Raw genomic sequence first — 21,102 nt, forward strand, 5'->3', positions numbered from 1 at the left:
GTAAAGGTAAACCGTAAACTGTCAACTATAATTCCATTTTTAGAATAGGGTACTCCTTCCCTTGCCCATCAAGAGCTGATCGGCTCTTTATTTTGAAGCCCATATGTTGATAAAATCCGACAGCTTGATCATTTTGTTCATTAACTTCTACTGTTGTCACACCTTGTTCTTGGATACCAAATGCAATAAGTTGTTTTCCGATGCCTTTACCTCGGATGCTAGCATCAATAAACAACATTTCTAGTGCTTGATCGGCTATGCCCATAAATCCAACTAACTTCCCTTCTAACTCCAGTCCCCATAAGCGAACAAAACCAAAGTATGTGGGTAAATTCGCTTTGTAATAAAGAAAATCTTCTTCTTTCAAAAAATCATGGGTAGCTAAAACTGCACTTTCCCATAGTTCAACTAAACGAGGGTACTCCTCTAAACGAATTGGTCGTATCATATTATCTGTTTTTATGGAACAAAATTACTTTATTCAATGAAGAATTCACTAGCCTCTAGTTAAAAAATATAGCTATGTATTGGATCTAAGACGCGAGAAATTTTTTTAGTAAAAGAGTTTTATACTAAAAAAAAGTACCCGAAGGTACTTTTTAAAAGTATTGATTGCTCTTATAAAAGTAAAAGCATCGCTATCCGCTATTGTTTTGCTTGCCAATCGCTTCTATTCAAGCGACTGATATATTCTACGCGATGGTCATTCATAAATTGGTTAAATTGATTGTCAACAATATGTGAATGTTGAAAGCCACATTTCGCTTGTACTTTTTGCGATTTCTCGTTACCTTCAAAATAACCACACCAAAGGGTCTCTAGCTCTAGGGTTTCAAAACTGTGTTTCACAATTGTTTGTAAGGCCTCTGGAATTAATCCCTGTCCCCAAAAGGGAACGCCAATCCAATAGGCTACTTCACCTTCTGTATCGCTAATTGGAAAATTACTATCTGCTCCAATAAGAATCCCAATGCATCCAATAGCGCGATTGTTTTCTTTTAAGGCTACAGCATAGACTTCTGGTTTTGAAAATACATTTTCAATAACACTTCTACTTTCTTCAACACTGGTATGCGCAGGCCAACCGGCTATAGGTCCAATGTTTTCATCTTTAGCATAACGAAATAAATCTTCTGCATCTGTTACTACCCAAGGTCTGAGAATTAAACGGTCTGTTGTAAATTTCATTTTTTCTTATTTCTATTAATTTCTAAGGCAAAAGTAGTCCATACGCACAACCTAAACCATACGTTAATTTAAGTACTTTAGGTACTTTTAACAACAATTCTAGTTAAACCAAATGAATAATAGCTATATTTACGTCAAAATAAAAACCAACCATGAATCGCACGATATTACATCCCACCCCTATTGGTCTACGCTTTGGCCCAATCAACTGGGAGAATCAACTAGGATATCCCTTAACACTCTCCTACCTTGTTGTTATAATTGGATTAGAAGGGGAAGCAGATGTAACATTGAATTTTAAAGATTATACACTCAAAAAAGGTGCTTTACTTGTATTATCTAGTGATATTGTAACCTTAATCCAACGTACATCTAGTAATTTTAACGCCCAATGTTATGCGATTGATCGACCTTTAGCTAGCGAAATCGCCTACCAGCTATCCAATCAATTGTTTGGTTTTCTTCACGATAATCCTTTACATTTCCTAAACAAAGACGATCAGCAACAACTAACCTATTGGAACAAACAACTCCTGTATATTCTCATTCAAAGTAGCAGTCAACAACAAAAAATTGTAGTCAATCATTTTCAAAACTTATTTTTGCGCATGACGGAATACATGGAGAAACAAGGTGCGTTTAAACAACGTAAATTTAGTAGACAAGAAGAAATGTGTTGGAAATTTTGGGACCTCATTGGTCAATATGCCAAAACCCATCGTGAAGTCGCCTTTTATGCCAATCAACTTCATATAACTCCTTTTTACCTCGCTCAAATTTCAAAAAAATACCTGAATGATCAGCCGAAAGACCTAATTAACAGGCAAGTAATTCTAGAAATTAAAAATCTTCTTCAAACGACCAACAAAAGCATTGGAGAAATTGCAGAGGTCGTTCACTTTGATGATCCTTCATATATGGGACGGTTTTTCAGACGAGAAACAGGGTTCTCCATGAGTGAATATAGAAAATCCTAAGGAAACTCATACTCCTATTAGAGGAGATTAAACGCTCCAAAAGAGAATCCGTCTGAATCAAAAAAGCTCAAAAATTAAACCAAAGCTGCTTGTGAACTAATTGCATAATCCTTTGTAAAAACACAATTGGTCGTAGTAAAAACAGAAAACATACATTTGTTACAATGAATACACAATCCCAGCTTGCTTGGATTAACTTTTATTTTATTGATAATATCAGGTTCGCGCAATAAAGCTCTTCCCATAGCAAATAGTGGAAATCCTTCCCTTACTGCTGTGGCCATATCGTCAAAACTATTAATTCCACCTAATAAAATTAGTTTTGCCTTTTTAACCACTGTTTGAAACTGACGGGCTGAGGAAAGCATATATAAATCTTCATAAGGATATTCTCCTAAAATTTGCCTTCCGAACCACTTTACACCCAATTTCATAATTCCTTTTTGCGTATTGGCCATTCCATCAATATCTGTTTCTCCTCGAAACAAATACATTTGATTGGAAACGGAAGATCCCATAGTAAGTTCAAAGGCATCTACAGCCCCTGTTTCATCTAAAATTCGCGCTGTTTCTGTTGAATCATCTAACCAAATAGACCCTTTGATACCATCATCCATTGATAGTTTAACAATAATAGCCAATTGGTCTTGCACACGTTCTTTTACTGCTAGTAAAATTTCTTTGGCAAATCGCGTCCTATTTTCTATAGACCCTCCATATTCGTCCGTTCGTTTATTAATCCATGGGCTAAAAAAGGAAGAAACAAGATAAAGATGCCCAAAATGGAGTTCAATCGCATCAAATCCCGCTTCTATAGCTACTTCTGCGGCATCAGCAAATTGATTGATGATTTCTTTCATCTCTGGAATTGTAATGGCTCTACAAGTCTGCATGCTCGTCAAATTGAAAAAACGAGAAGGCGCTATCGGTTGTACACCCGTAATCTTTTTCGTTGCTACAGGTCCCGCATGCCCAAGTTGAGCAGAAGCCTTTCCTCCTGCCTCATGCATGGCTGCAGTAAAACGCTTTAATCCACTCGTGTTTTCTTTAACCATCAAAATTTCACCAGGTGCCGCAAAACCAGCTTTCGAAATCGAACAATAAGCTAATGTAGTCATTGCAATCCCCCCCTCAATAAACCCTCGATGAAAATCTATCAATGCTTGAGTTACTTTTCCCTCTGGACTACGCCCCTCACTCGTTGCTGCTTTAATCACAGGATTTCTCAATGTAATAGGTCCCAATTGAACGGGCTGGAAAATAGTCGTTGTTTGTATTGTTGTTTCTTGCGTCATAATAAATTGTTAATTATATTTAATTTGATATAAAAACCAAATATTTTATGGCTATATATTAAATATACATAAAAATTATACCATAAACAAATACAGAAAACTCATCAAAACTAGATGATGCTTTTTACAACTACCCTGCAGCTAATAACCTCATTTTATAATTGACCTTTAATAGATAATCAATCCTAGTATAGCAGCTCCAATCAAAATAAGAATAGGATGGACTTTAAATCGAATTGAACAAACTAAAGCGACTAGGAATAAAATGGGGCTATAATAATCAGGAAAACTCTCTTCTGTGGTCAAGGATAACGCGGCTAAAGCAATCAATGAAATCCCCATAGGTTTAATTCCCGCAATCGCATAGGAGAAAAACTTATTTGATCGAAACTTAAAATAGAAATAGGAGATGAAGCTAATCATTATAAATGAGGGAATACAAAGCGCTATCGTTGTGATTGCTGAGCCAAGAACCGCAATATAAACGGGATAGCCTTCATTAATTAACGCGGCATACCCTACATAAGTCGCCGTATTAATTCCAATTGGGCCAGGCGTCATCTGAGACACCGCTACAAGATCTGTAAATTCACTTTTAGAAATCCAATGGTGCTTTTCCACGACTTCTTCTTGAATTAAGGACAGCATGGCGTATCCACCGCCAAAGCCAAAAGTCCCAATCTTAATAAAAACCCATAATAATTGATAGAAAATCATACTATAGTACCAGATTTATTTCGCCAGCTATAGTAAACAATTCCACCGATAGCAGCACCTAGAATAATCCAAACTGGAGAAACATTAGCCCACCACATCAAGCCCAATGCACCTAAAGGCAATAGTAGTGATTTAAAAGACATTTTATTGATTTTGATTGCTGTATAACAGGGAGCAGCAATTAACGCTACGACAACAGGCCTTAACCCTTTAAATGCTTTAATAACATAGATATTATCTTGAAATCGATTAAAAAATACAGCCAATAGTAAAATAATAATAAATGGCGCTAAGATGGTGCCCAGTGCAGCTAAGATTCCGCCTTTTATTCCACCAATCTTAAAACCAACTAGCGCTGCTATATTAGTCGCAAAAACTCCAGGCAATGATTCTGTTATAGCTAAAAGTTCATAAAATTCATCATAGCTTAACCAGGATCGTTGAATGATTTCTTTTTCTATTAAAGGAATTACCGCATACCCGCCACCAATCGTAAAAAGGCCTATTTTAGTAAAGAGAAAAAAAAGTTTAAAAACCATATTTTTTTGTTTTTTTATCGTGATAGCAAGATACAAAAACTTCCTTTTTCAAACTAATAAATAAGGGGTTAATCCCTTTAAAATTAAGACTTTTATGTATTTTAGCTTAGTGATGTTTAGGGGTAAAAATTAAGCTCTTTTTAAAAAAACTCTACCAATGAAAATGGACTCTTTATTCCTCTTTTTACCTGTGTAGTTATACAATAAGAGAGTTAGTCAGTTCTCTTAGATATAAACTCCTTTTTTATTTCTTAAAAAAATAAATAAAAACTTAATTTTATAGTTAAAAATACAATTAACAGTAATATAAAAGTTTTTTTTACGCTACTTTAGACACCTAAAACAAATATTAATATGAAAAAAGCAATGGCAATTATTTTATTTGCTCTCCTTGGTTTAACCAGTAGCTGTAGTAAAGACGACTCAGAAATTAATGAAAAAAGCGCAACTATTCAGTATGTGGGAACAGCTATGAAAACCGATACGGAAGCAGGGTCAACTCGCTTTATTTTTACCGTTAGTTCTAAAGTAAACTACCCAATAGAGGTTTATGTTAAGGCTGTGACAAGTGATAATCAAACTTTAACATCTAAAAAAAATGTAATTCAGCCTCATGAAACCAAAGAAATTTTTATTGAGAAACCGGGACTTACTTTTGATAAATCCTATATTACCAGTTATAAAACACAAGGAATTATACTAAACTTTCCATCTTTTCCCGACACTAAATTTCCTCTCCCTCCCCAGCAATTTCCCGCTAAAAAATAAGAGTTATCTTTAAAGTCAAATGTTTTGCTCTAAAAAAAGTATAATTCAAAGGACATGACTGTTCATCTCGTTAAACTTTTGAGTACTTTTGGCTCTCTTAAACGAAAACAAGCAATTGTTTCCAAAAACAACTAGAACTATGGCATATTCAGCTCCTCTAATTCGCATAGGAATTGTAGGGTATGGTAATTTAGGAAAGGGCGTTGAACGCGCTATCGCACAAAATAAAGACTTAGAACTCGTGGCTATCTTTACTAGACGTTCTCCAGCATCAATTCCAACAACATCAAAGGTAGTTTCCTTAAACCAAGTGCTTGATTATAAAGGCATGATTGATGTAATGGTTTTGTGTGGGGGATCTTCTACGGATTTACCTGAACAAGTGATCCAACTCGCCACGCATTTTAATACCGTTGATAGTTTTGATAATCATGGTGAAATTCCTACTTACTTCGCGAAAGTCAATCAATGTGCACAAACCAATCAAACGCTAAGTTTACTCTCAACTGGATGGGATCCTGGGCTTTTTTCTATGTTGCGCTTACTAGGGGAAACGATTCTTCCACAAGGAGAAACCTATACCTTTTGGGGTAAAGGATTAAGTCAAGGACACTCGGATGCTATTCGCCGTTTATCAGGAGTAAAAAATGGGGTACAATACACACTGCCTATTGAGCAAGCGTTAGAACAGGTTCGCACAGGACAAAACCCGACCTTTACCGCAGCCGATAAACACCAACGCGTTTGTTATGTTGTAGCTGAAGAAGGTGCTGATCTTCGACAAATCGAACAGGCAATTAAAACCATGCCGAACTATTTTGAACCTTATGATACGACCGTTCACTTTATTTCAGAAGAAGAATTAAAGCTAAACCACAGTGCTATGCCACATGGTGGATTTGTACTACGTTCTGGCGAAACAGGCAATGGCAATCAACAACACCTTGAATTTGGTTTAAAACTAGAGAGCAATCCCGAGTTTACAGCCTCTGTTTTAGTTGCCTTTACTCGTGCTATTGCAAAAATGGCCAAAGAAGGACAAACAGGAGCCAAAACGGTTTTTGATATTCCACTAGGTTATCTATCACCGAAAAGTGCAGAAGAATTGCGAGCGAAACTTTTATAGTTAAACGCTATCTAACACAAAAAAGGGCATACTAAAAAACTAGTATGCCCTTTTATATTCTTACTAAAAGCAATTACTTTCCTTTAAAATCAGGAGTTCTTTTTTCTATAAAAGCTCCTATTCCCTCTTTTTGATCGGCCGTAGTAAACAACGTACCAAAAAGGGCTCCTTCTTGTTTTAACCCGTCGGTTAAGGATAAATCATAGCCTGTATGCATCGAATCTTTTGCTTTAGCAATAGCAATTGGACCTCTAGATGCAATTTTTTGAGCCATTGCCTGTGCTTGGTTCAACAATTCTTCAGGTGCAACGACACGATTCACGAATCCCATCGCTTCACAAGCTACTGCTGAATAGAAATTACCTGTAAACACCATCTCTTTGGCTTTATATAGGCCAATAGCTCGTGGCAAACGCTGTGTTCCTCCAAAGCAAGGCAGTAAACCTAAGGTTGCTTCAGGTAATCCAAATTTCGCTTTTTCACTTGCTAAAATAATATCACAAGACAAGGCTAATTCACATCCGCCTCCCAACGCAAAACCGTTGACTGCGGCAATTACTGCAAAAGGCAAAGCCTCAATGGCATTAAATGCTGCTTGAGCAGTATACGCAAATTCCGTTGCCTCTGCTGGAGTCATCGCTTGCATGGACTTAATATCTGCTCCTGCAACAAAAGCCTTTTCACCAGAACCGGTAATAATCAAAGCGCGAATATCGCCTTTGTTTTTTGCTTGTTCAGCAAATGATTTTAATTCCGCTAATACCGTCTTGTTCAACGCATTTAATGCATCAGGACGATTGATTGTCAATGTCCCAACATATCCTTCTTGTTGGTATTGTAAAGTTTCAAAATTCATAACTATTGCTGGTTTAAAAATTTAATAATACTTGAAAAATCAAACTTGCCATTTCCTGCTTCACTCCACATGGTGTACAAGTTTAATGCAGCACTACCTAAAGGAGTCGAACTCTTAGTGTCTAAACTCGCTTCAGCAGCTAAGCCCAAATCCTTTTTCATTAGATCTACTGCAAAACCACCCGCATACCCTTTAGAAGCAGGTGTATTTTCTGCAACTCCTGGATACGGATTATACACTTCCAAGGACCAGTTTCTACCAGAGCTCTTTTGCATAATCTCACTGAGTACTTTTGGATCTAAACCGTGGCGTACTCCCAAGTTAATTGCTTCTGATGTACCAATCATGTGAATCGCTAACAACATATTATTGCAAATTTTTGCTACTTGCCCAGCTCCAGATTCGCCTGCATAAAAGATATTTTGTCCCATACCTTCTAAAATTGGTTTCGCTCTTTCAAAGTCAGCAGTAGCTCCTCCAACAATAAAGGTCAATGTACCTGCCTGCGCACCTGCAGTTCCTCCAGAAACTGGAGCATCAATCATCGCATGTCCTTGCGCTACTGCTAAAGCAGCAACAGCACGTGCCGTAACAGCATCAATGGTACTGCTGTCAATTAGTACTGCCTGGGGCTGTAACTGCTCCATAAATTCTACTGTATACAAATCTGCTACATGTTTTCCTGAAGGTAACATAGAAACGACTACTTCCGCTCCTTTAGCTACTTCCAAAGCCGATTTGGCTACTTTTCCACCTTGAGCAACCAATTGATCTAAAGCAGCTTCACTCAAATCAAATCCTGTTACTTCATGTCCTTTTTTTACTAGGTTGGCAGCCATAGGGCCACCCATATTTCCTAAGCCTATAAAAGCTATTTTTGCCATACGCTATTCGTTTTTACCTAAATTCTTTAAAACGCAATTCTCTCTCGTCCATAGAGGCGTAAAGTAACTATTTACCCAATCAGACGTAACTTCTTCTAAAGTAGCAGGTTGCCATTTAGGAGTTTGATCTTTATCCACTAGTAACGCTCGTACACCTTCTGCAAAATCGGGATGAATACAGCACTGACAAGCTAAGTTGAGTTCTGTTTGAAATACCTCCTCTAGGCTGTATGTTTTTCCATCTCGAAGCTGTTTAAAAATGATATAAGCGGAACTAGGCGATCCTTTTTCAAAGCTTTGCACGCCAGCTTCAATCCAACTGTCTTTCACAGAATCAGCTAGAATAGCGCGAAAATGTGTTAGGGTTTGTACCCCTTCAAATTGTTTAACAAAAGCCTCATGTTCAGCTGCCTGAGAAACTCCAACGGTATAATCCGCTGCAATATCGGAAAGGATTTGTCCGAGTTGATCATGAACATCTGAGGTCCAAGTCACTTGTAAGAGAGCCTCTATAACTTGTTCTTTAGCAGTTGATTCTATATAGTAATCAGCCAAACCTAAGAAGCGACAATCTGCAGCGTCTAAACGCGCACCTGTCAATCCCAAATACAAGCCATAAGCCGATGGCATTTTATTCAAGAACCAAGTAGCCCCTACGTCTGGGAACAACCCAATTGTAATTTCAGGCATAGCTAGTCGGCTACGCTCGGTTACAATGCGGTGAGAAGCGCCAACCATGACGCCAATTCCACCGCCCATCACAATACCATGCCCCCAAACAATAATGGGTTTCGGATAGGTGTGAATAGCATAATTCAATGCGTATTCTTTCGCAAAAAAATCAAAATTTCCCTGTGGTACTTGGGTGGGATCTACCGCACGTTGTGCAATAATATTATCGTATAAACTACGAACATCTCCACCAGCACATAGGGCCTTTTCTCCTGCCCCCTGAATAAAAATACAAGCTACTTCTTTTGATGTTTTCCATGTTTCCATGGTTGTTGTTAAGGTCTCTATCATCTCTAAATTCAGAGAATTTAAAGTCTTCTCCGAATTTAGGGTGATAAAACCAACATTATTCTTTATTTCTGTCAGTATTAAACTCATGTCAATCCATTAACGTATTTCAGTCGTTGCTCCTTCTTCTAATATTCTTCTTGAGATAACCAACTTCATGATTTCATTGGTTCCTTCTACAATTTGATGTACACGTGCATCGCGCATTAAGCGCTCGACAGGAAAGTCTTGTGTACAACCATAGCCACCTAATAGCTGCAAAGCATCATTACAAACAGTGAAACTATTATCCGTAGCTAACCGTTTAGCCATAGCGCAGTAGGTAGTTGCATTAGCATCTTTCGTATCTAATTTAAAAGCAGCCAAGTACACCATCTGGCGAGCAGCCACTAGTTCGGTTACCATATCGGCAATTTTAAACTGCAAGGCTTGAAATTGAGCCAGTGATTTGCCGAACTGCATGCGTTCATGCATATAGCGTTGCGCTAAATTTAATGCTCCTTGAGCAGCTCCCACTGAACAAATACCAACATTAATACGTCCTCCGTCAAGCCCTTTCAACGCCATTTTAAATCCATCGCCTTCTTTTCCCAATAAATTTTCAGCTGGGATTACAACCTGATCAAAAAAGACAAAACGCGTAGGTTGTGTGTTCCAACCTAGTTTTTTTTCTTTTTCTCCAAAGCTAATTCCCGGAGTATCTGCAGGAACAACAAAAGCGCTAATGCCCTTTGGTCCTGCTTCTCCTGTACGAGCCATAACTACTAGAAAATCACTTTCTCCTGCACCAGAAATGAATGCCTTCGTTCCATTTAAAACATAAGTATCTCCTTGTTTTACAGCCGTTGTTTTTAAACTTGCGGCATCAGAACCTGAATCAGGCTCTGTTAAACAGTAGGATCCAAACTTCATTCCAGCTGCAAGTGGTGGACAAATGGTTTGACGAATCGTTTCACTTCCAAACTCGTCAATCATCCAAGTCACCATATTGTGAATTGTAATATAGGCTGTAGTCGATGGACAAGCCGCTGCTAATTCTTCAAAAATAATCGCAGCATCTAATCTTGAAAAGCCCAATCCACCAACATCTTCGCGCGTATAAACGCCACAAAATCCTTGTTCCCCTGCTTTTTGAATGGCCTCTCGAGGAAATATTTTATTCGCATCCCAATCGGAAGCATACGGAGCTAATTCTTTTTCGGCAAAACTCCTTGCTGCATCTTGAAAAGCGATTTGATTTTCATCTAAATTAAATTGCATACTACTTCTTCCCCCTATTTTAGATTAATTGTCATATTCACTTTTCCGCCTGGTACATCTTCTTCAAACCAACGCGCGGTAATCGTTTTGGTTTCAGTGTAGAAACGAACCCCTTGCTTTCCGTAAGAATGCAAATCTCCAAAGAACGATTTACGCCATCCTGTAAACGAGAAGAAAGGTAATGGCACTGGAATAGGTAAATTTACCCCAATTTGTCCGACTTGAATCTCGTGTTGAAATTTACGTGCGGCTGCACCAGAATTAGTAAAAATAGACGTTCCATTTCCGTACGGGTTGTTGTTGATGATTTCAATCGCCTCATCTAGCGTATCTGCAGTTACTAATAACAAAGCTGGACCAAAAATTTCCTCTTTGTAAATGTCCATATCCGTAGTTACTTTATTGAACAACGTTGGACCAACAAAATATCCTTTTTCATACCCTGGTACCACACAGTCACTTCCATCAAGTAATACTTCAGCTCCTTGGTCGTAACCACTTTTAATTAAGCGCAATACCTTTTCTTTTGCTTGTTTGTTAATTAGTGGACCGTAAGCAGCTGCATCATCCGACCAAACACCAGGTTTGATTGTACTTAATGCCTCTTTAATCTCATTCACCCAGTTTTGTGCTTCTCCTACCAATACAGCCACACTAATAGCCATACAACGCTGACCTGCAGCTCCACAAGAAGCTCCAACTAAGTTATTAATTACTTGTTGTTTATTTGCATCTGGCATAACAACCATATGGTTTTTCGCTCCACCAAATGCTTGTACGCGTTTTAAATTATGCGTTCCTGTACGGTATACATGCTCTGCTACAGGCACAGATCCTACAAATGAAATCGCGCGAATATCTTCGTGATTTAAGATGTGATTCACTTGATCTTTTGATCCGTGAACAATATTTAAAACTCCTTTAGGAAATCCTGCTTGTTGGAATAATTCCGCTAATTTCATGGCTGTCATCGGCGCTTGCTCTGACGGCTTTAAAATGAAGGTGTTTCCACAAGCAATAGCCATAGGGAACATCCACAACGGAATCATCGCCGGGAAGTTAAACGGCGTAATTCCCGCACATACTCCTAATGGTTGGATATAGCTGTATGTATCTACGGCACGGGCTACGTTTTCAACGGTCTCTCCCATCATTAAGGTCGGAATAGAACACGCGTGTTCTACTACTTCAATTCCTCTCCATACATCGCCCATCGCATCAGCAAACGTTTTTCCGTTTTCTGTCGCTAGTATCTCTGCAATTTCCTTTTGATTTTCTTTTAATAAATGTTGATATTTTAAAAATAATCTAGCGCGCTCGGGTGTAGCTACTTCTTTCCACGTTTTAAACGCTTCTCCAGCTAAGGCGATCGCCTGATCAATTTCTGCTAATTCTGTTAAGGGAACTTCAGCTATAATTTCCTGTGTTGCAGGGTTTTCAACTGGCAAATAAGCCGTTGCTTTACTAGCTGTGAAAGCTCCGTTTATATATAGATTTATTTTTTGTGTCATAGTTGTCATAATTTATTAGATTGGTGGTTGCTTAAGGAACAAGAGTTGATTTTGCAATCAACTCTTGTGTTTTTATAAGCTTAGATTAGATAACAAGTAAATCTACAAACTGATTTACATCTAAATTTGCTAATGTGTCATAATCTAATGAGTGTTCCATTACTACGCGTTGTTGTTTTTCTGGGTAAACACGCGCTAAGTTAATTTTGTATTTCTTGATTAATTCAGGAATACCTTCTTCTCTTCTACGTTTGTGTCCGATTGGATATTCTACAACAACCTCGTCAATTGTTGTTCCGTCATTGAACGTAATAGTCAATGCGTTAGCAATTGAACGTTTTTCTGGATCGTGGTAGTCTTTCGTGAATTGTACATCTTCTACACACTCCATTTTATCGCGTAATACGTCGATTCTCGCATCAGAAGCAATATTATCTTCGTAATCTGCTGCCGTTAATCTTCCGTGGATTAATGGAACTGCAATCATGTATTGAATACAGTGATCACGGTCTGCAGGGTTGTCTAATGGCCCTTTTTTATCGATGATACGGATTGCTGCTTCGTGTGTGCGAATCGTAATCTTCTTGATATCATCTGTTGATTTTCCTAATTCTTTTAATTTTGCATGTAACGTCATTGCTGCTTCAACTGCCGTTTGCGAGTGGAACTCTGCTGGGAAGGAAATTTTGAACAATACATTCTCCATTACGTAAGAACCGTAATCTCTTTGGAATTTAAATGCGTTTCCTTTAAAAGACACATCATAGAATCCCCATGTTTTAGCTGTTAACACCGATGGATACCCCATTTCTCCTGTTTTAGCCATCAACGCTAAACGCACCGCACGTGATGTTGCATCTCCAGCAGCCCAAGACTTACGACTTCCAGTGTTCGGAGCATGGCGGTAGGTTCTCAACGCTTGTCCATCAACGAAAGCTAATGAAATCGCATTGATTAACTCGTCTCTAGTTAAACCAATTAACTTTCCTACAACTGCAGTTGAAGCTAATTTTACAAGTAATACGTGATCTAATCCTACGCGGTTAAATGAGTTCTCTAAAGCCATAACCCCTTGCACTTCGTGTGCCATGATCATTGCTTCTAAAACTTGTTTCATTTTTAAAGGTGCTTTTCCTTCTGCAATATTTGTTCTTGACAACCAATCTGCAGTAGCTAAAATACCACCTAAGTTATCTGAAGGGTGTCCCCACTCTGCTGCTAACCAAGTGTCGTTAAAATCCAACCAACGCACAATCGTTCCAATATTGAACGCTGCCTGAATTGGATCTAACTGAAATTGTGTGCCTGGAACTTTTGCTCCGTTTGGAACAATTGTTCCTTTTACTACAGGTCCTAATAACTTAGTACATGCAGGGTATGTTAAAGCTTCTAACCCACATCCAATCGTGTCTAATAGACAATAATGTGCGGTTTTCCACGCTAAATCATTCTTAATCTCATAGTTTAATACGTAATCCGCAATGTCCACTAATACTTGATCTGGTTGTGGTCGTTCGTTTGAAATGTGTAATGACATTTTAAATTCTTATTTTTTAGTTATTAAATTATTTTCTGTTTTTAATCGATACAAATTCTTGATTTTCAGGCCCTACATAATTTGCACTCGGACGGATAATTTTTCCATCTTGACGTTGCTCAATAATGTGTGCACTCCATCCTGTAATACGAGAGATTACAAAAAGAGGCGTAAACATCAAGGTCGGCACTCCCATTTGGTGGTAGGATACCGCTGAGAACCAATCGAGGTTTGGGAACATCTTTTTCTCGTCCCACATCACCGTTTCTAAACGTTCTGCAATATCGTATAAAAGCATATCTCCCGCTTCTTGCGATAGCTCTTCTGCTACTTTTTTAATTACGATATTTCGAGGATCTGAAATCGTGTACACTGGATGCCCAAAACCAATGATAACCTCTTTGTTTTCCACGCGCTTTCTAATGTCTGCTTCCGCTTCGTCTGGTGTATTGTAACGACTTTGAATTTCAAAAGCTACTTCGTTCGCTCCTCCGTGTTTTGGTCCACGTAAGGCACCAATCGCTCCAGTTACACAAGAATAGAAATCTGAATTCGTTCCTGCAATTACACGACTTGTAAAAGTAGACGCATTAAATTCATGCTCTGCATATAAAATCAAAGAAACTTGCATCGCTTTTACCCATGAATCTGCTGGTTTTTTCCCGTGTAATAAATGCAGGAAATGCCCCCCAATCGTATCGTCATCGGTTTCTACTTCAATTTCTTTTCCATTATGGGTATAGTGATACCAGTACAACAATCCTGAACTAAAAGACGCTAACAATTTATCAGCGATATCTCTCGCTCCCGCTACATTATGATCGTCTTTTTCTGGTTGAATGGTTCCAATAGCCGATACCATAGAACGCATAACATCCATTGGATGTGCCGCTGCTGGGATATTTTTTAAAATACTGCGTACCGATTTTGGCAATCCGCGTAGTGACTTTAATTTAGCCTTGTAGTTTCTCAATTGAGCTTCATTCGGTAAGTGTCCGTAAATCAATAGATAAGCAACTTCTTCAAAGGTTGCATTTTCCGCTAAATCTAAGATATTGTATCCTCTGTAATATAAATCATTTCCGCTTTTTCCTACGCTACACAAGGCCGTATTACCTGCTGCAACGCCAGAAAGTGCAACACTTTTCTTTGGTTTAAAGCTTGTTTCGTTATTTGACATGCTTATTGTTTTTTAAATAGGTTGTTTAATTTTTGCTCATAATCGTGGTAGTTGATACTACTGTATAACTCCTCACGTGTTTGCATCGTATCCAACACGTTTGCTTGTGTACCGTCTTGACGAATGTGGTTGTATACATTCAAGGCTGCTTTATTTGCTGCGCGAAAAGCAGAAAGTGGATAAAGAACAAGCCCTACTCCCGCTGCTTTTAACTCCTCAACGGTATACATCTTAATCATGCCAAACTCCGTAATATTTGCTAAAACTGGAATACCAGTTGCATCGACAAATTTTTGGTAAAAACTTAAATCAGGTACTGCTTCAGCAAAGATGAAGTCTGCACCAGCTTCTTTATAAGCAATGGCACGTTCTAATGTACTTTCTAAGCCTTCATTAGCAAAGGCATCCGTACGAGCACCAATAACGAAATGCTCGTCTGTACGTGCATCTACAGCAGATTTAATGCGATCTACCATTTCCTGCTTGCTCACCACCTCTTTTCCTGGACGGTGACCACAGCGTTTTGCACCTACTTGATCTTCTATGTGTAGCGCTGCCGCTCCTGCTTTAATTAACGATTTAACTGTTCGCGCTACGTTAAATGCCGATGGACCAAAGCCTGTATCGACGTCAACCATCAACGGTAAATCACAAATATTGGTAATGCGTTGTACATCAATTAAAACGTCCTCTAAAGTGGTAATCCCCAAATCCGGTACACCTAATGATCCTGCCGCAACACCACCTCCTGATAAATAAATAGCATTAAATCCTGCTTGTTGTGCTAGTAATGCGTGATTCGCATTAATTGCACCCACAATTTGGAGGGGACTTTCCTTCTGCATGGCCTCCCTAAAAAGTAATCCGGGAGATTTAAAATTGTTTGTTTTGTTCATTCTTATGGTTGTTAATAATCTACAATTGAGTGTATGAAGTAATTCACTATAATCCACGCTTCTTCTAAAGGACTGAATAGCCACAGCCTTTCTAGCCTCAGCAGTAGTCGAACTACTTATCTTTGATAAATATATGAATATTTTTATTGAAAATTTTTTTATATCTAAATTTCAATAAAATAAAATCAGCTAAATAAAAGTTAAATACTGTAGAATAGACAAAAACGAAGATTATTTTAACCCCTTCTTAAGAAGAAATGACAATCTAGAAGGGTTAAAACTGCGGATTTCCAATAAATGTTTTTTTCATTGGTGACTTAAATCCCACAAAAAAAGCCTGTCTTAAGCAAAATAAACAGTATTTTAAAGAACTCACCTTGGATATTTTTCAGCATTTGCGGGCTTTAATCCCCTTTCTCCTGCTGTAAAAATCTCTTTTTTCGAATTTTCAATATACTGATTTTTATTTTGTGTTAGACTAGAGCGATTTGATTTTAATGTTAAATTATTTATGTGATGCGTGATGCGTGGAAGAAGAGGAAATTTTCTACTAAAACTAGATATCCTAATAGCAAAGAACAAAAGCCAAAGAACAAAGAACAAAAAAAGCACCCGAAGGTGCTTTTTTATTTTACAAGGTGAATACCCTTGTCCGTAATGGTAATTTTTTTCTCTTTATATAAGCCGCCAATGGCTTTTTTAAACATCTTTTTACTCATATTGAGTACCGTACGGATATCTTCAGGGTGACTGTTGTCTGATAAGCCCAAAAAGCCATTATTCTCGAGTAAAGCAGCTAAAACTTGTTCTGCCCCATCGGTAATCGCTTCTACTCCTACACGAGTCCTAGACACGTCAATCTTACCGTCTGGGCGTACATTCTTGATATAACCAATAATGCGGTCTCCGGTACGCAAATCTTCGAATACTTCGTTTTTGTACATCAAGCCTTTGTGTTGCTCGTTGACAATCACGTTAATCCCTAAATCCGTGATATGTGACACCACTAATTCCACTTCATCTCCTACCTGAACTGTAATCTCATCATTGCTCAAGAATTGATTTAATCGACTAGATCCTACCAGGCGATTGGTCTTTTCATCCAGCTGCATGTACACCAAGTAGTAATTACCCTCTTTCATTGGGCGGGCTTGTTCAGCAAAGGGAACAAATAAATCCTTTTCTAATCCCATATCCAAAAACGCACCAAATTTATTGGTAAAACTCACCTTTAGTAAAGCGAATTCATTGATATAGATATAAGGTTCTAACGTAGTAGCCACAGGTCTTTCTTCTTGGTCTAAGTACACAAAAACCACGATTTCATCTTCTACTTCAATATTTTTAGGTACATATTTATTAGGCAATAGAATATCGGTCTCTCCATCGGTTAAATATAAACCAATGCTCGTCTTTCTCGCTACTTTTAGCGTATTGTCTTGTCCAATGTTAATCATAAACGATTATATTTTTCTAGTATTTAAATTCTAGATCGAAGATTTGTTTCATATACTGCATCGCAGGATTTAGTTCGATAAAACGAACTAACTTATCTTCTTTATCTAGTACTCTTTTTTGAATTTTAACTTCTTCATTAACGGTGATTTCGATTTCCAGATCAAAATTATTCAGCTTTTTACGCAAGTAATTGACCAAATCAAACTTATTCTCGTCGAAACTTAATTTAGACCCTTCGTTGGGCATTTCTAAAGAAACGGAAGTCCCTTGAATAACAGGTGGCACCATTCCCATTAAGGAAGACATCAACATAAACCCAGATCGTGCCAATTTCTCTGCATACTTATTCCATTCTGCCATAAATTGGTCGGCAGTAAACGGTTCTTTTGGTAAATCGTCTGGATTTACTACTTTCTTTTCTAGGGAAGATTCCATCTCTTTGCGTGCGCGAATACTGGAAAGAGAAAGCGCAGACACCTTTTTCTCAACCGAGGCTGCCATAGGCTCTACCTCAAATAGTGGAGGTGCTTCTGGAGCATTCGTTGTATTTGAAGGTGGTGTTTGCTCAAAAACTGGAGGTGTTTCGCTACTGTTCTGAACAGTTTCCTGTTTATATGGTTCTTGTTCTTCCGCAACTGCTTTCACTTCCTCCTTGATTAGAGGAGGCGCTATAGCTTGAGGGGCATGCACAGGAATCTCTTGCGGCTGTACCGTAAATTGCGCTACAGGTGTTGGTTTAGAGCTTGTTGACACTTCAACAACTTCCATTGGTGTTATTGCTGTTAAAGCTTGTGCTGGAATTATGAAAGATTTATCTTTTTTTTTTCGCCTTCATAAGATAAAGACGCCAATTTCATTAAACATAATTCCACCAATAGTCGTTGATTCTGACTCGCTTTATACTTCAAATCTGCTTCATTCGCTAAATCAATAGCCTCCAATAACAGACCTACACTCGCTTTTTGAGCTTGTTCATCAAACAACTGTCTACCGTGTTCTCCTACTTCTAAAAGCGCAGCAGTCTCTGGTGTTTTACAAACCATTAAGTTTCTAAAGTGAGAAGCTAATCCAGCAATAAAATGCTGTGCATCAAACCCTTTAGCTAAAATAGAATCCAAGGAAGTTAATAAAGCTGGAATATTATTCGTCAGAATCAAATCCGTCACGCGAATATAGTACTCAAAATCAAGCACATTCAAATTCTCTGCCACCGCTTGTCTGGTCAGATTTTTTCCACAATACGACACCACGCGATCAAAAATAGATAAAGCATCTCGCATCGCACCATCCGCTTTTTGTGCAATAATACGCAACGCATCAGGCTCATATGCAATTCCTTGGCTATTGGCTACTAAAGCCAAATGATCCGCTGCATCTGCAATCGTAATTCGCTTAAAATCAAAAATCTGACAACGCGATAAAATCGTTGGTATAATCTTGTGTTTCTCTGTAGTGGCTAAAATAAAGATAGCGTGACGAGGGGGTTCTTCTAATGTTTTTAGAAACGCATTAAATGCTGCCGTTGACAACATATGCACCTCGTCTATAATATACACTTTGTATTTTCCCGTCTGTGGCGGGATACGCACTTGATCAATAAGGTTTCGAATATCATCTACCGAGTTATTCGATGCCGCATCCAATTCAAATACATTGAAGGTAAAGTCTTCCGTAGGGTCATCATACCCTACCTGATTAATCTTACGTGCCAAAATACGCGCACAAGTTGTTTTCCCCACTCCTCGAGGACCTGTAAACAACAAAGCCTGTGCCAGATGATTACTCTCAATAGCATTAACTAAAGTATTGGTAATGGCCTGTTGTCCTACAACTTCTTGAAAAGTTTGCGGTCTATATTTTCTTGCTGATACGATAAATTGTTCCATAAAATCACTATTACTGCAAAGGTAGCTTAATTTTTAGAAAGCCAAAACTATTCCCTTAATTCCAGTGGAAAAAACTCCTCGTCCGAAATCTTTATTTCCCACATTTTTCTCAATGCATTGAAGTTAATCTCCTGCTTTCCATTGCTTCTTTCTACTTGGTAGGTGTAAAATAAGAATTGCAGTTGGGTTTCAATATAAAAATCTTGTAAATCACTATCAGGATGGTATTCTGACTTCAGATCTAAACTAAACGTCTTAGCGGTTGTATTCGACCAAAAAGCAGTCCAACCACTTCTAAACTCTTTGATAAGCTTGAAGGTAGTCTCTCCTGTCTCACGATGAATGAGCTTCAACAAGATTTTCCCATCCTTTCGAGATAGCTTCTTTAATTTATCTTTAAACTGACTCTCTAAATATTTTTGGGAACGCTTGATATACTGTCGCTTCTGTTTATTTGTCTCTAGTTTTTCTAGGTTTTCATTGAGAATAACTAGATTCTCCGCTGTAGCACGGGCATAGGGGTACACTCTACGAATGCGATTGCGCAAGATATTCATCTCCTGACGATACTGATCTTCCTTGGCATTCGAACCAATGTAAATCTCTGGAATACTATACTTTAACGTATCATCTTCTATTTCAATCATCGGCACTAAACTAGGCACGGGTTTTAATTCCACCTCCTGCGCCTGAGCACTGACCATACTAAGGAAAACGATAAAGTAGAGATATGGCTTTTTCATGTGTTAAAAATATAACCAAATGTAAAGAATTAGATTGAGTATTTCCAAGCGAATCAGTACATTCGTGTAAAAAATAATCATGAATAAAAATACAATATTAAATCAGGACTCCCTGCATTTTTTAGAAACCTATTTAAACAATGCTTCTCCAACCGGACATGAACATGGGGGACAAAAACTTTGGATGAATTATCTCGAACCTTACGTTGATACTTTTATCACCGATACGTATGGCAATGCTGTGGGGGTAATTAATCCAGAAGCGCCCTATAAAGTAGTAATTGAAGGGCATGCCGATGAGATTTCCTGGTATGTGAAGCACATTACAGAGGATGGGTTTATCCATGTTGTGCGCAATGGAGGTAGTGATCATATGATTGCCCCATCCAAACGCGTAAACATCCACACTCCCAAAGGAATTGTTGAGGGGGTCTTTGGCTGGCCTGCCATTCACATTCGAAACAGAGCAGGAAAAGAAGAAGCGCCAAAAATCGAAACCAACTTTATTGATGTGGGTTGCGACAGCAAACAAGAGGTACTGAATTTGGGAATTCACATTGGTTGTGTGATTACCTATCCAGATACCTTTACAGTATTAAACAACAAACGCTGGGTATGTAGAGCGCTAGATAACCGCATTGGTGGATTCATGATTGCGGAAGTAGCGCGTCTCTTAAAAGAAAATAAAAAAGAACTGCCTTTTGGTCTCTATATTGTCAATGCCGTTCAGGAAGAGGTGGGCTTACGTGGAGCCGAAATGATTACGCAAACCATCAAACCCAATGTCGCTATTGTAACGGATGTATGTCACGATTCGAATACCCCTATGGTAGACAAGAACATCGAAGGGGACAATACCATTGGAAAAGGGCCTGTAATTGCCTATGCACCAGCGGTACAGAACAATTTACGCGCTTTAATTGAACAAACCGCAGATCAAAACCAAATTCCTTTTCAACGCAATGCTTTATCGCGTATAACAGGAACGGATACTGATGCTTTTGCCTACAGCAATGGCGGAGTAGCATCAGCTCTTATTTCGCTTCCCTTGCGCTATATGCACACTACAGTAGAAATGATTCACAGACAAGATGTTGAATATACGATTCAATTGATTTACCATACGTTGCTACAAATTGAAAACGGCGAAACGTTTTCGTATTTTAAGTAGAGAGGGACTTTGGGTTTTTGATTAAATCATATACAAAGAATAATTATCTTATATACCACACCAAACCCTCACCAAATCCACAAAAAACCG

General features: G+C 38.3%; 21 protein-coding genes. 4 read left to right on the forward strand and 17 right to left on the reverse strand.

Annotated features, from left to right (window positions below):
• Nucleotides 1-25 precede the first annotated feature (25 nt).
• A complete protein-coding gene (locus ACLJX0_RS06855) occupies nucleotides 26-448 on the reverse strand; it encodes a GNAT family N-acetyltransferase (RefSeq protein ID WP_410879380.1) in 423 nt (140 codons plus the stop codon).
• A 197-nt stretch (nucleotides 449-645) separates the two neighbouring features.
• The gene (locus tag ACLJX0_RS06860; RefSeq protein WP_410879381.1) at nucleotides 646-1,188 is read right to left on the reverse strand and encodes a GNAT family N-acetyltransferase; all 543 of its coding nucleotides are present in this window, start codon (nucleotides 1,186-1,188) and stop codon (nucleotides 646-648) included.
• Between the two features lie 152 nt (nucleotides 1,189-1,340).
• Here ACLJX0_RS06860 and ACLJX0_RS06865 point away from each other — a divergent pair, with 152 nt between their 5' ends.
• Nucleotides 1,341-2,165, forward strand: coding sequence for a helix-turn-helix domain-containing protein (locus ACLJX0_RS06865; RefSeq protein ID WP_410879382.1), 825 nt, complete (start codon nucleotides 1,341-1,343; stop codon nucleotides 2,163-2,165).
• A 74-nt stretch (nucleotides 2,166-2,239) separates the two neighbouring features.
• Here the strand turns inward: ACLJX0_RS06865 and ACLJX0_RS06870 are convergent, their stop codons facing one another.
• From ACLJX0_RS06870 to ACLJX0_RS06880, 3 genes are all read right to left on the reverse strand, one after another.
• Complete coding sequence (locus ACLJX0_RS06870; RefSeq protein ID WP_410879383.1) at nucleotides 2,240-3,460, reverse strand: NADH:flavin oxidoreductase; 1,221 nt, start codon at nucleotides 3,458-3,460, stop codon at nucleotides 2,240-2,242.
• Between the two features lie 168 nt (nucleotides 3,461-3,628).
• The gene (locus ACLJX0_RS06875; protein WP_410879384.1) at nucleotides 3,629-4,177 is read right to left on the reverse strand and encodes a chromate transporter; all 549 of its coding nucleotides are present in this window, start codon (nucleotides 4,175-4,177) and stop codon (nucleotides 3,629-3,631) included.
• Nucleotides 4,174-4,716, reverse strand: a complete 543-nt coding sequence (locus ACLJX0_RS06880) for a chromate transporter (RefSeq protein ID WP_410879385.1) — start codon at nucleotides 4,714-4,716, stop codon at nucleotides 4,174-4,176. The genes ACLJX0_RS06875 and ACLJX0_RS06880 overlap by 4 nt, the downstream gene beginning before the upstream one ends.
• A 354-nt stretch (nucleotides 4,717-5,070) precedes the next feature.
• Here ACLJX0_RS06880 and ACLJX0_RS06885 point away from each other — a divergent pair, with 354 nt between their 5' ends.
• Together ACLJX0_RS06885 and ACLJX0_RS06890 are read left to right on the forward strand one after the other, a co-directional pair.
• Entirely contained in the window at nucleotides 5,071-5,484 is a 414-nt protein-coding gene (locus ACLJX0_RS06885) for a hypothetical protein (protein ID WP_410879386.1), read from the forward strand.
• A 139-nt stretch (nucleotides 5,485-5,623) separates the two neighbouring features.
• Entirely contained in the window at nucleotides 5,624-6,610 is a 987-nt protein-coding gene (locus ACLJX0_RS06890; RefSeq protein ID WP_410879387.1) for a diaminopimelate dehydrogenase, read from the forward strand.
• Between the two features lie 73 nt (nucleotides 6,611-6,683).
• On the opposite strand, the gene ACLJX0_RS06895 is transcribed toward ACLJX0_RS06890, so the two are convergent.
• From ACLJX0_RS06895 to ACLJX0_RS06950, 12 genes are all read right to left on the reverse strand, one after another.
• Nucleotides 6,684-7,466 (reverse strand): enoyl-CoA hydratase/isomerase family protein, encoded by a 783-nt coding sequence (locus ACLJX0_RS06895; RefSeq protein ID WP_410879388.1) that lies wholly within the window; start codon nucleotides 7,464-7,466, stop codon nucleotides 6,684-6,686.
• Between the two features lie 2 nt (nucleotides 7,467-7,468).
• On the reverse strand, nucleotides 7,469-8,350 hold the full coding sequence (gene mmsB / locus ACLJX0_RS06900; RefSeq protein ID WP_410879389.1) for a 3-hydroxyisobutyrate dehydrogenase: 882 nt from the start codon (nucleotides 8,348-8,350) through the stop codon (nucleotides 7,469-7,471).
• Between the two features lie 3 nt (nucleotides 8,351-8,353).
• The gene (locus tag ACLJX0_RS06905; protein ID WP_410879390.1) at nucleotides 8,354-9,460 is read right to left on the reverse strand and encodes an enoyl-CoA hydratase/isomerase family protein; all 1,107 of its coding nucleotides are present in this window, start codon (nucleotides 9,458-9,460) and stop codon (nucleotides 8,354-8,356) included.
• A 9-nt stretch (nucleotides 9,461-9,469) separates the two neighbouring features.
• Complete coding sequence (locus ACLJX0_RS06910; RefSeq protein ID WP_410879391.1) at nucleotides 9,470-10,630, reverse strand: acyl-CoA dehydrogenase family protein; 1,161 nt, start codon at nucleotides 10,628-10,630, stop codon at nucleotides 9,470-9,472.
• Between the two features lie 14 nt (nucleotides 10,631-10,644).
• Nucleotides 10,645-12,141: a CoA-acylating methylmalonate-semialdehyde dehydrogenase gene (locus ACLJX0_RS06915; protein WP_410879392.1), complete on the reverse strand. Its 1,497-nt coding sequence runs from the start codon at nucleotides 12,139-12,141 to the stop codon at nucleotides 10,645-10,647.
• 85 nt (nucleotides 12,142-12,226) lie between these two features.
• Nucleotides 12,227-13,678, reverse strand: a complete 1,452-nt coding sequence (locus ACLJX0_RS06920; protein WP_410879393.1) for a bifunctional 2-methylcitrate dehydratase/aconitate hydratase — start codon at nucleotides 13,676-13,678, stop codon at nucleotides 12,227-12,229.
• A gap of 28 nt (nucleotides 13,679-13,706) precedes the next feature.
• Nucleotides 13,707-14,858 carry a 2-methylcitrate synthase gene (gene prpC, locus ACLJX0_RS06925; protein ID WP_410879394.1) on the reverse strand — a complete coding sequence of 384 codons (1,152 nt, stop codon included), beginning with the start codon at nucleotides 14,856-14,858 and terminating at the stop codon, nucleotides 13,707-13,709.
• Nucleotides 14,859-14,860: 2 nt separating this feature from the next.
• Nucleotides 14,861-15,754 (reverse strand): methylisocitrate lyase, encoded by an 894-nt coding sequence (gene prpB / locus ACLJX0_RS06930; RefSeq protein ID WP_060874551.1) that lies wholly within the window; start codon nucleotides 15,752-15,754, stop codon nucleotides 14,861-14,863.
• 626 nt (nucleotides 15,755-16,380) lie between these two features.
• Nucleotides 16,381-17,211, reverse strand: a complete 831-nt coding sequence (locus ACLJX0_RS06935; protein ID WP_410879395.1) for a S1 RNA-binding domain-containing protein — start codon at nucleotides 17,209-17,211, stop codon at nucleotides 16,381-16,383.
• Between the two features lie 16 nt (nucleotides 17,212-17,227).
• Nucleotides 17,228-17,980 (reverse strand): hypothetical protein, encoded by a 753-nt coding sequence (locus ACLJX0_RS06940; RefSeq protein WP_410879396.1) that lies wholly within the window; start codon nucleotides 17,978-17,980, stop codon nucleotides 17,228-17,230.
• A 32-nt stretch (nucleotides 17,981-18,012) separates the two neighbouring features.
• The gene (dnaX, locus tag ACLJX0_RS06945; protein WP_410879397.1) at nucleotides 18,013-19,098 is read right to left on the reverse strand and encodes a DNA polymerase III subunit gamma/tau; all 1,086 of its coding nucleotides are present in this window, start codon (nucleotides 19,096-19,098) and stop codon (nucleotides 18,013-18,015) included.
• Between the two features lie 47 nt (nucleotides 19,099-19,145).
• Nucleotides 19,146-19,841, reverse strand: a complete 696-nt coding sequence (locus ACLJX0_RS06950; protein WP_410879398.1) for a DUF4294 domain-containing protein — start codon at nucleotides 19,839-19,841, stop codon at nucleotides 19,146-19,148.
• A gap of 79 nt (nucleotides 19,842-19,920) precedes the next feature.
• Between ACLJX0_RS06950 and ACLJX0_RS06955 the strand changes: the two genes are divergently transcribed.
• Nucleotides 19,921-21,012: a M42 family metallopeptidase gene (locus ACLJX0_RS06955; protein ID WP_410879399.1), complete on the forward strand. Its 1,092-nt coding sequence runs from the start codon at nucleotides 19,921-19,923 to the stop codon at nucleotides 21,010-21,012.
• The last annotated feature ends 90 nt before the right edge of the window (nucleotides 21,013-21,102 follow it).

The organism is Myroides sp. DW712 (assembly GCF_046557355.1).
Lineage (GTDB): Bacteria > Bacteroidota > Bacteroidia > Flavobacteriales > Flavobacteriaceae > Flavobacterium.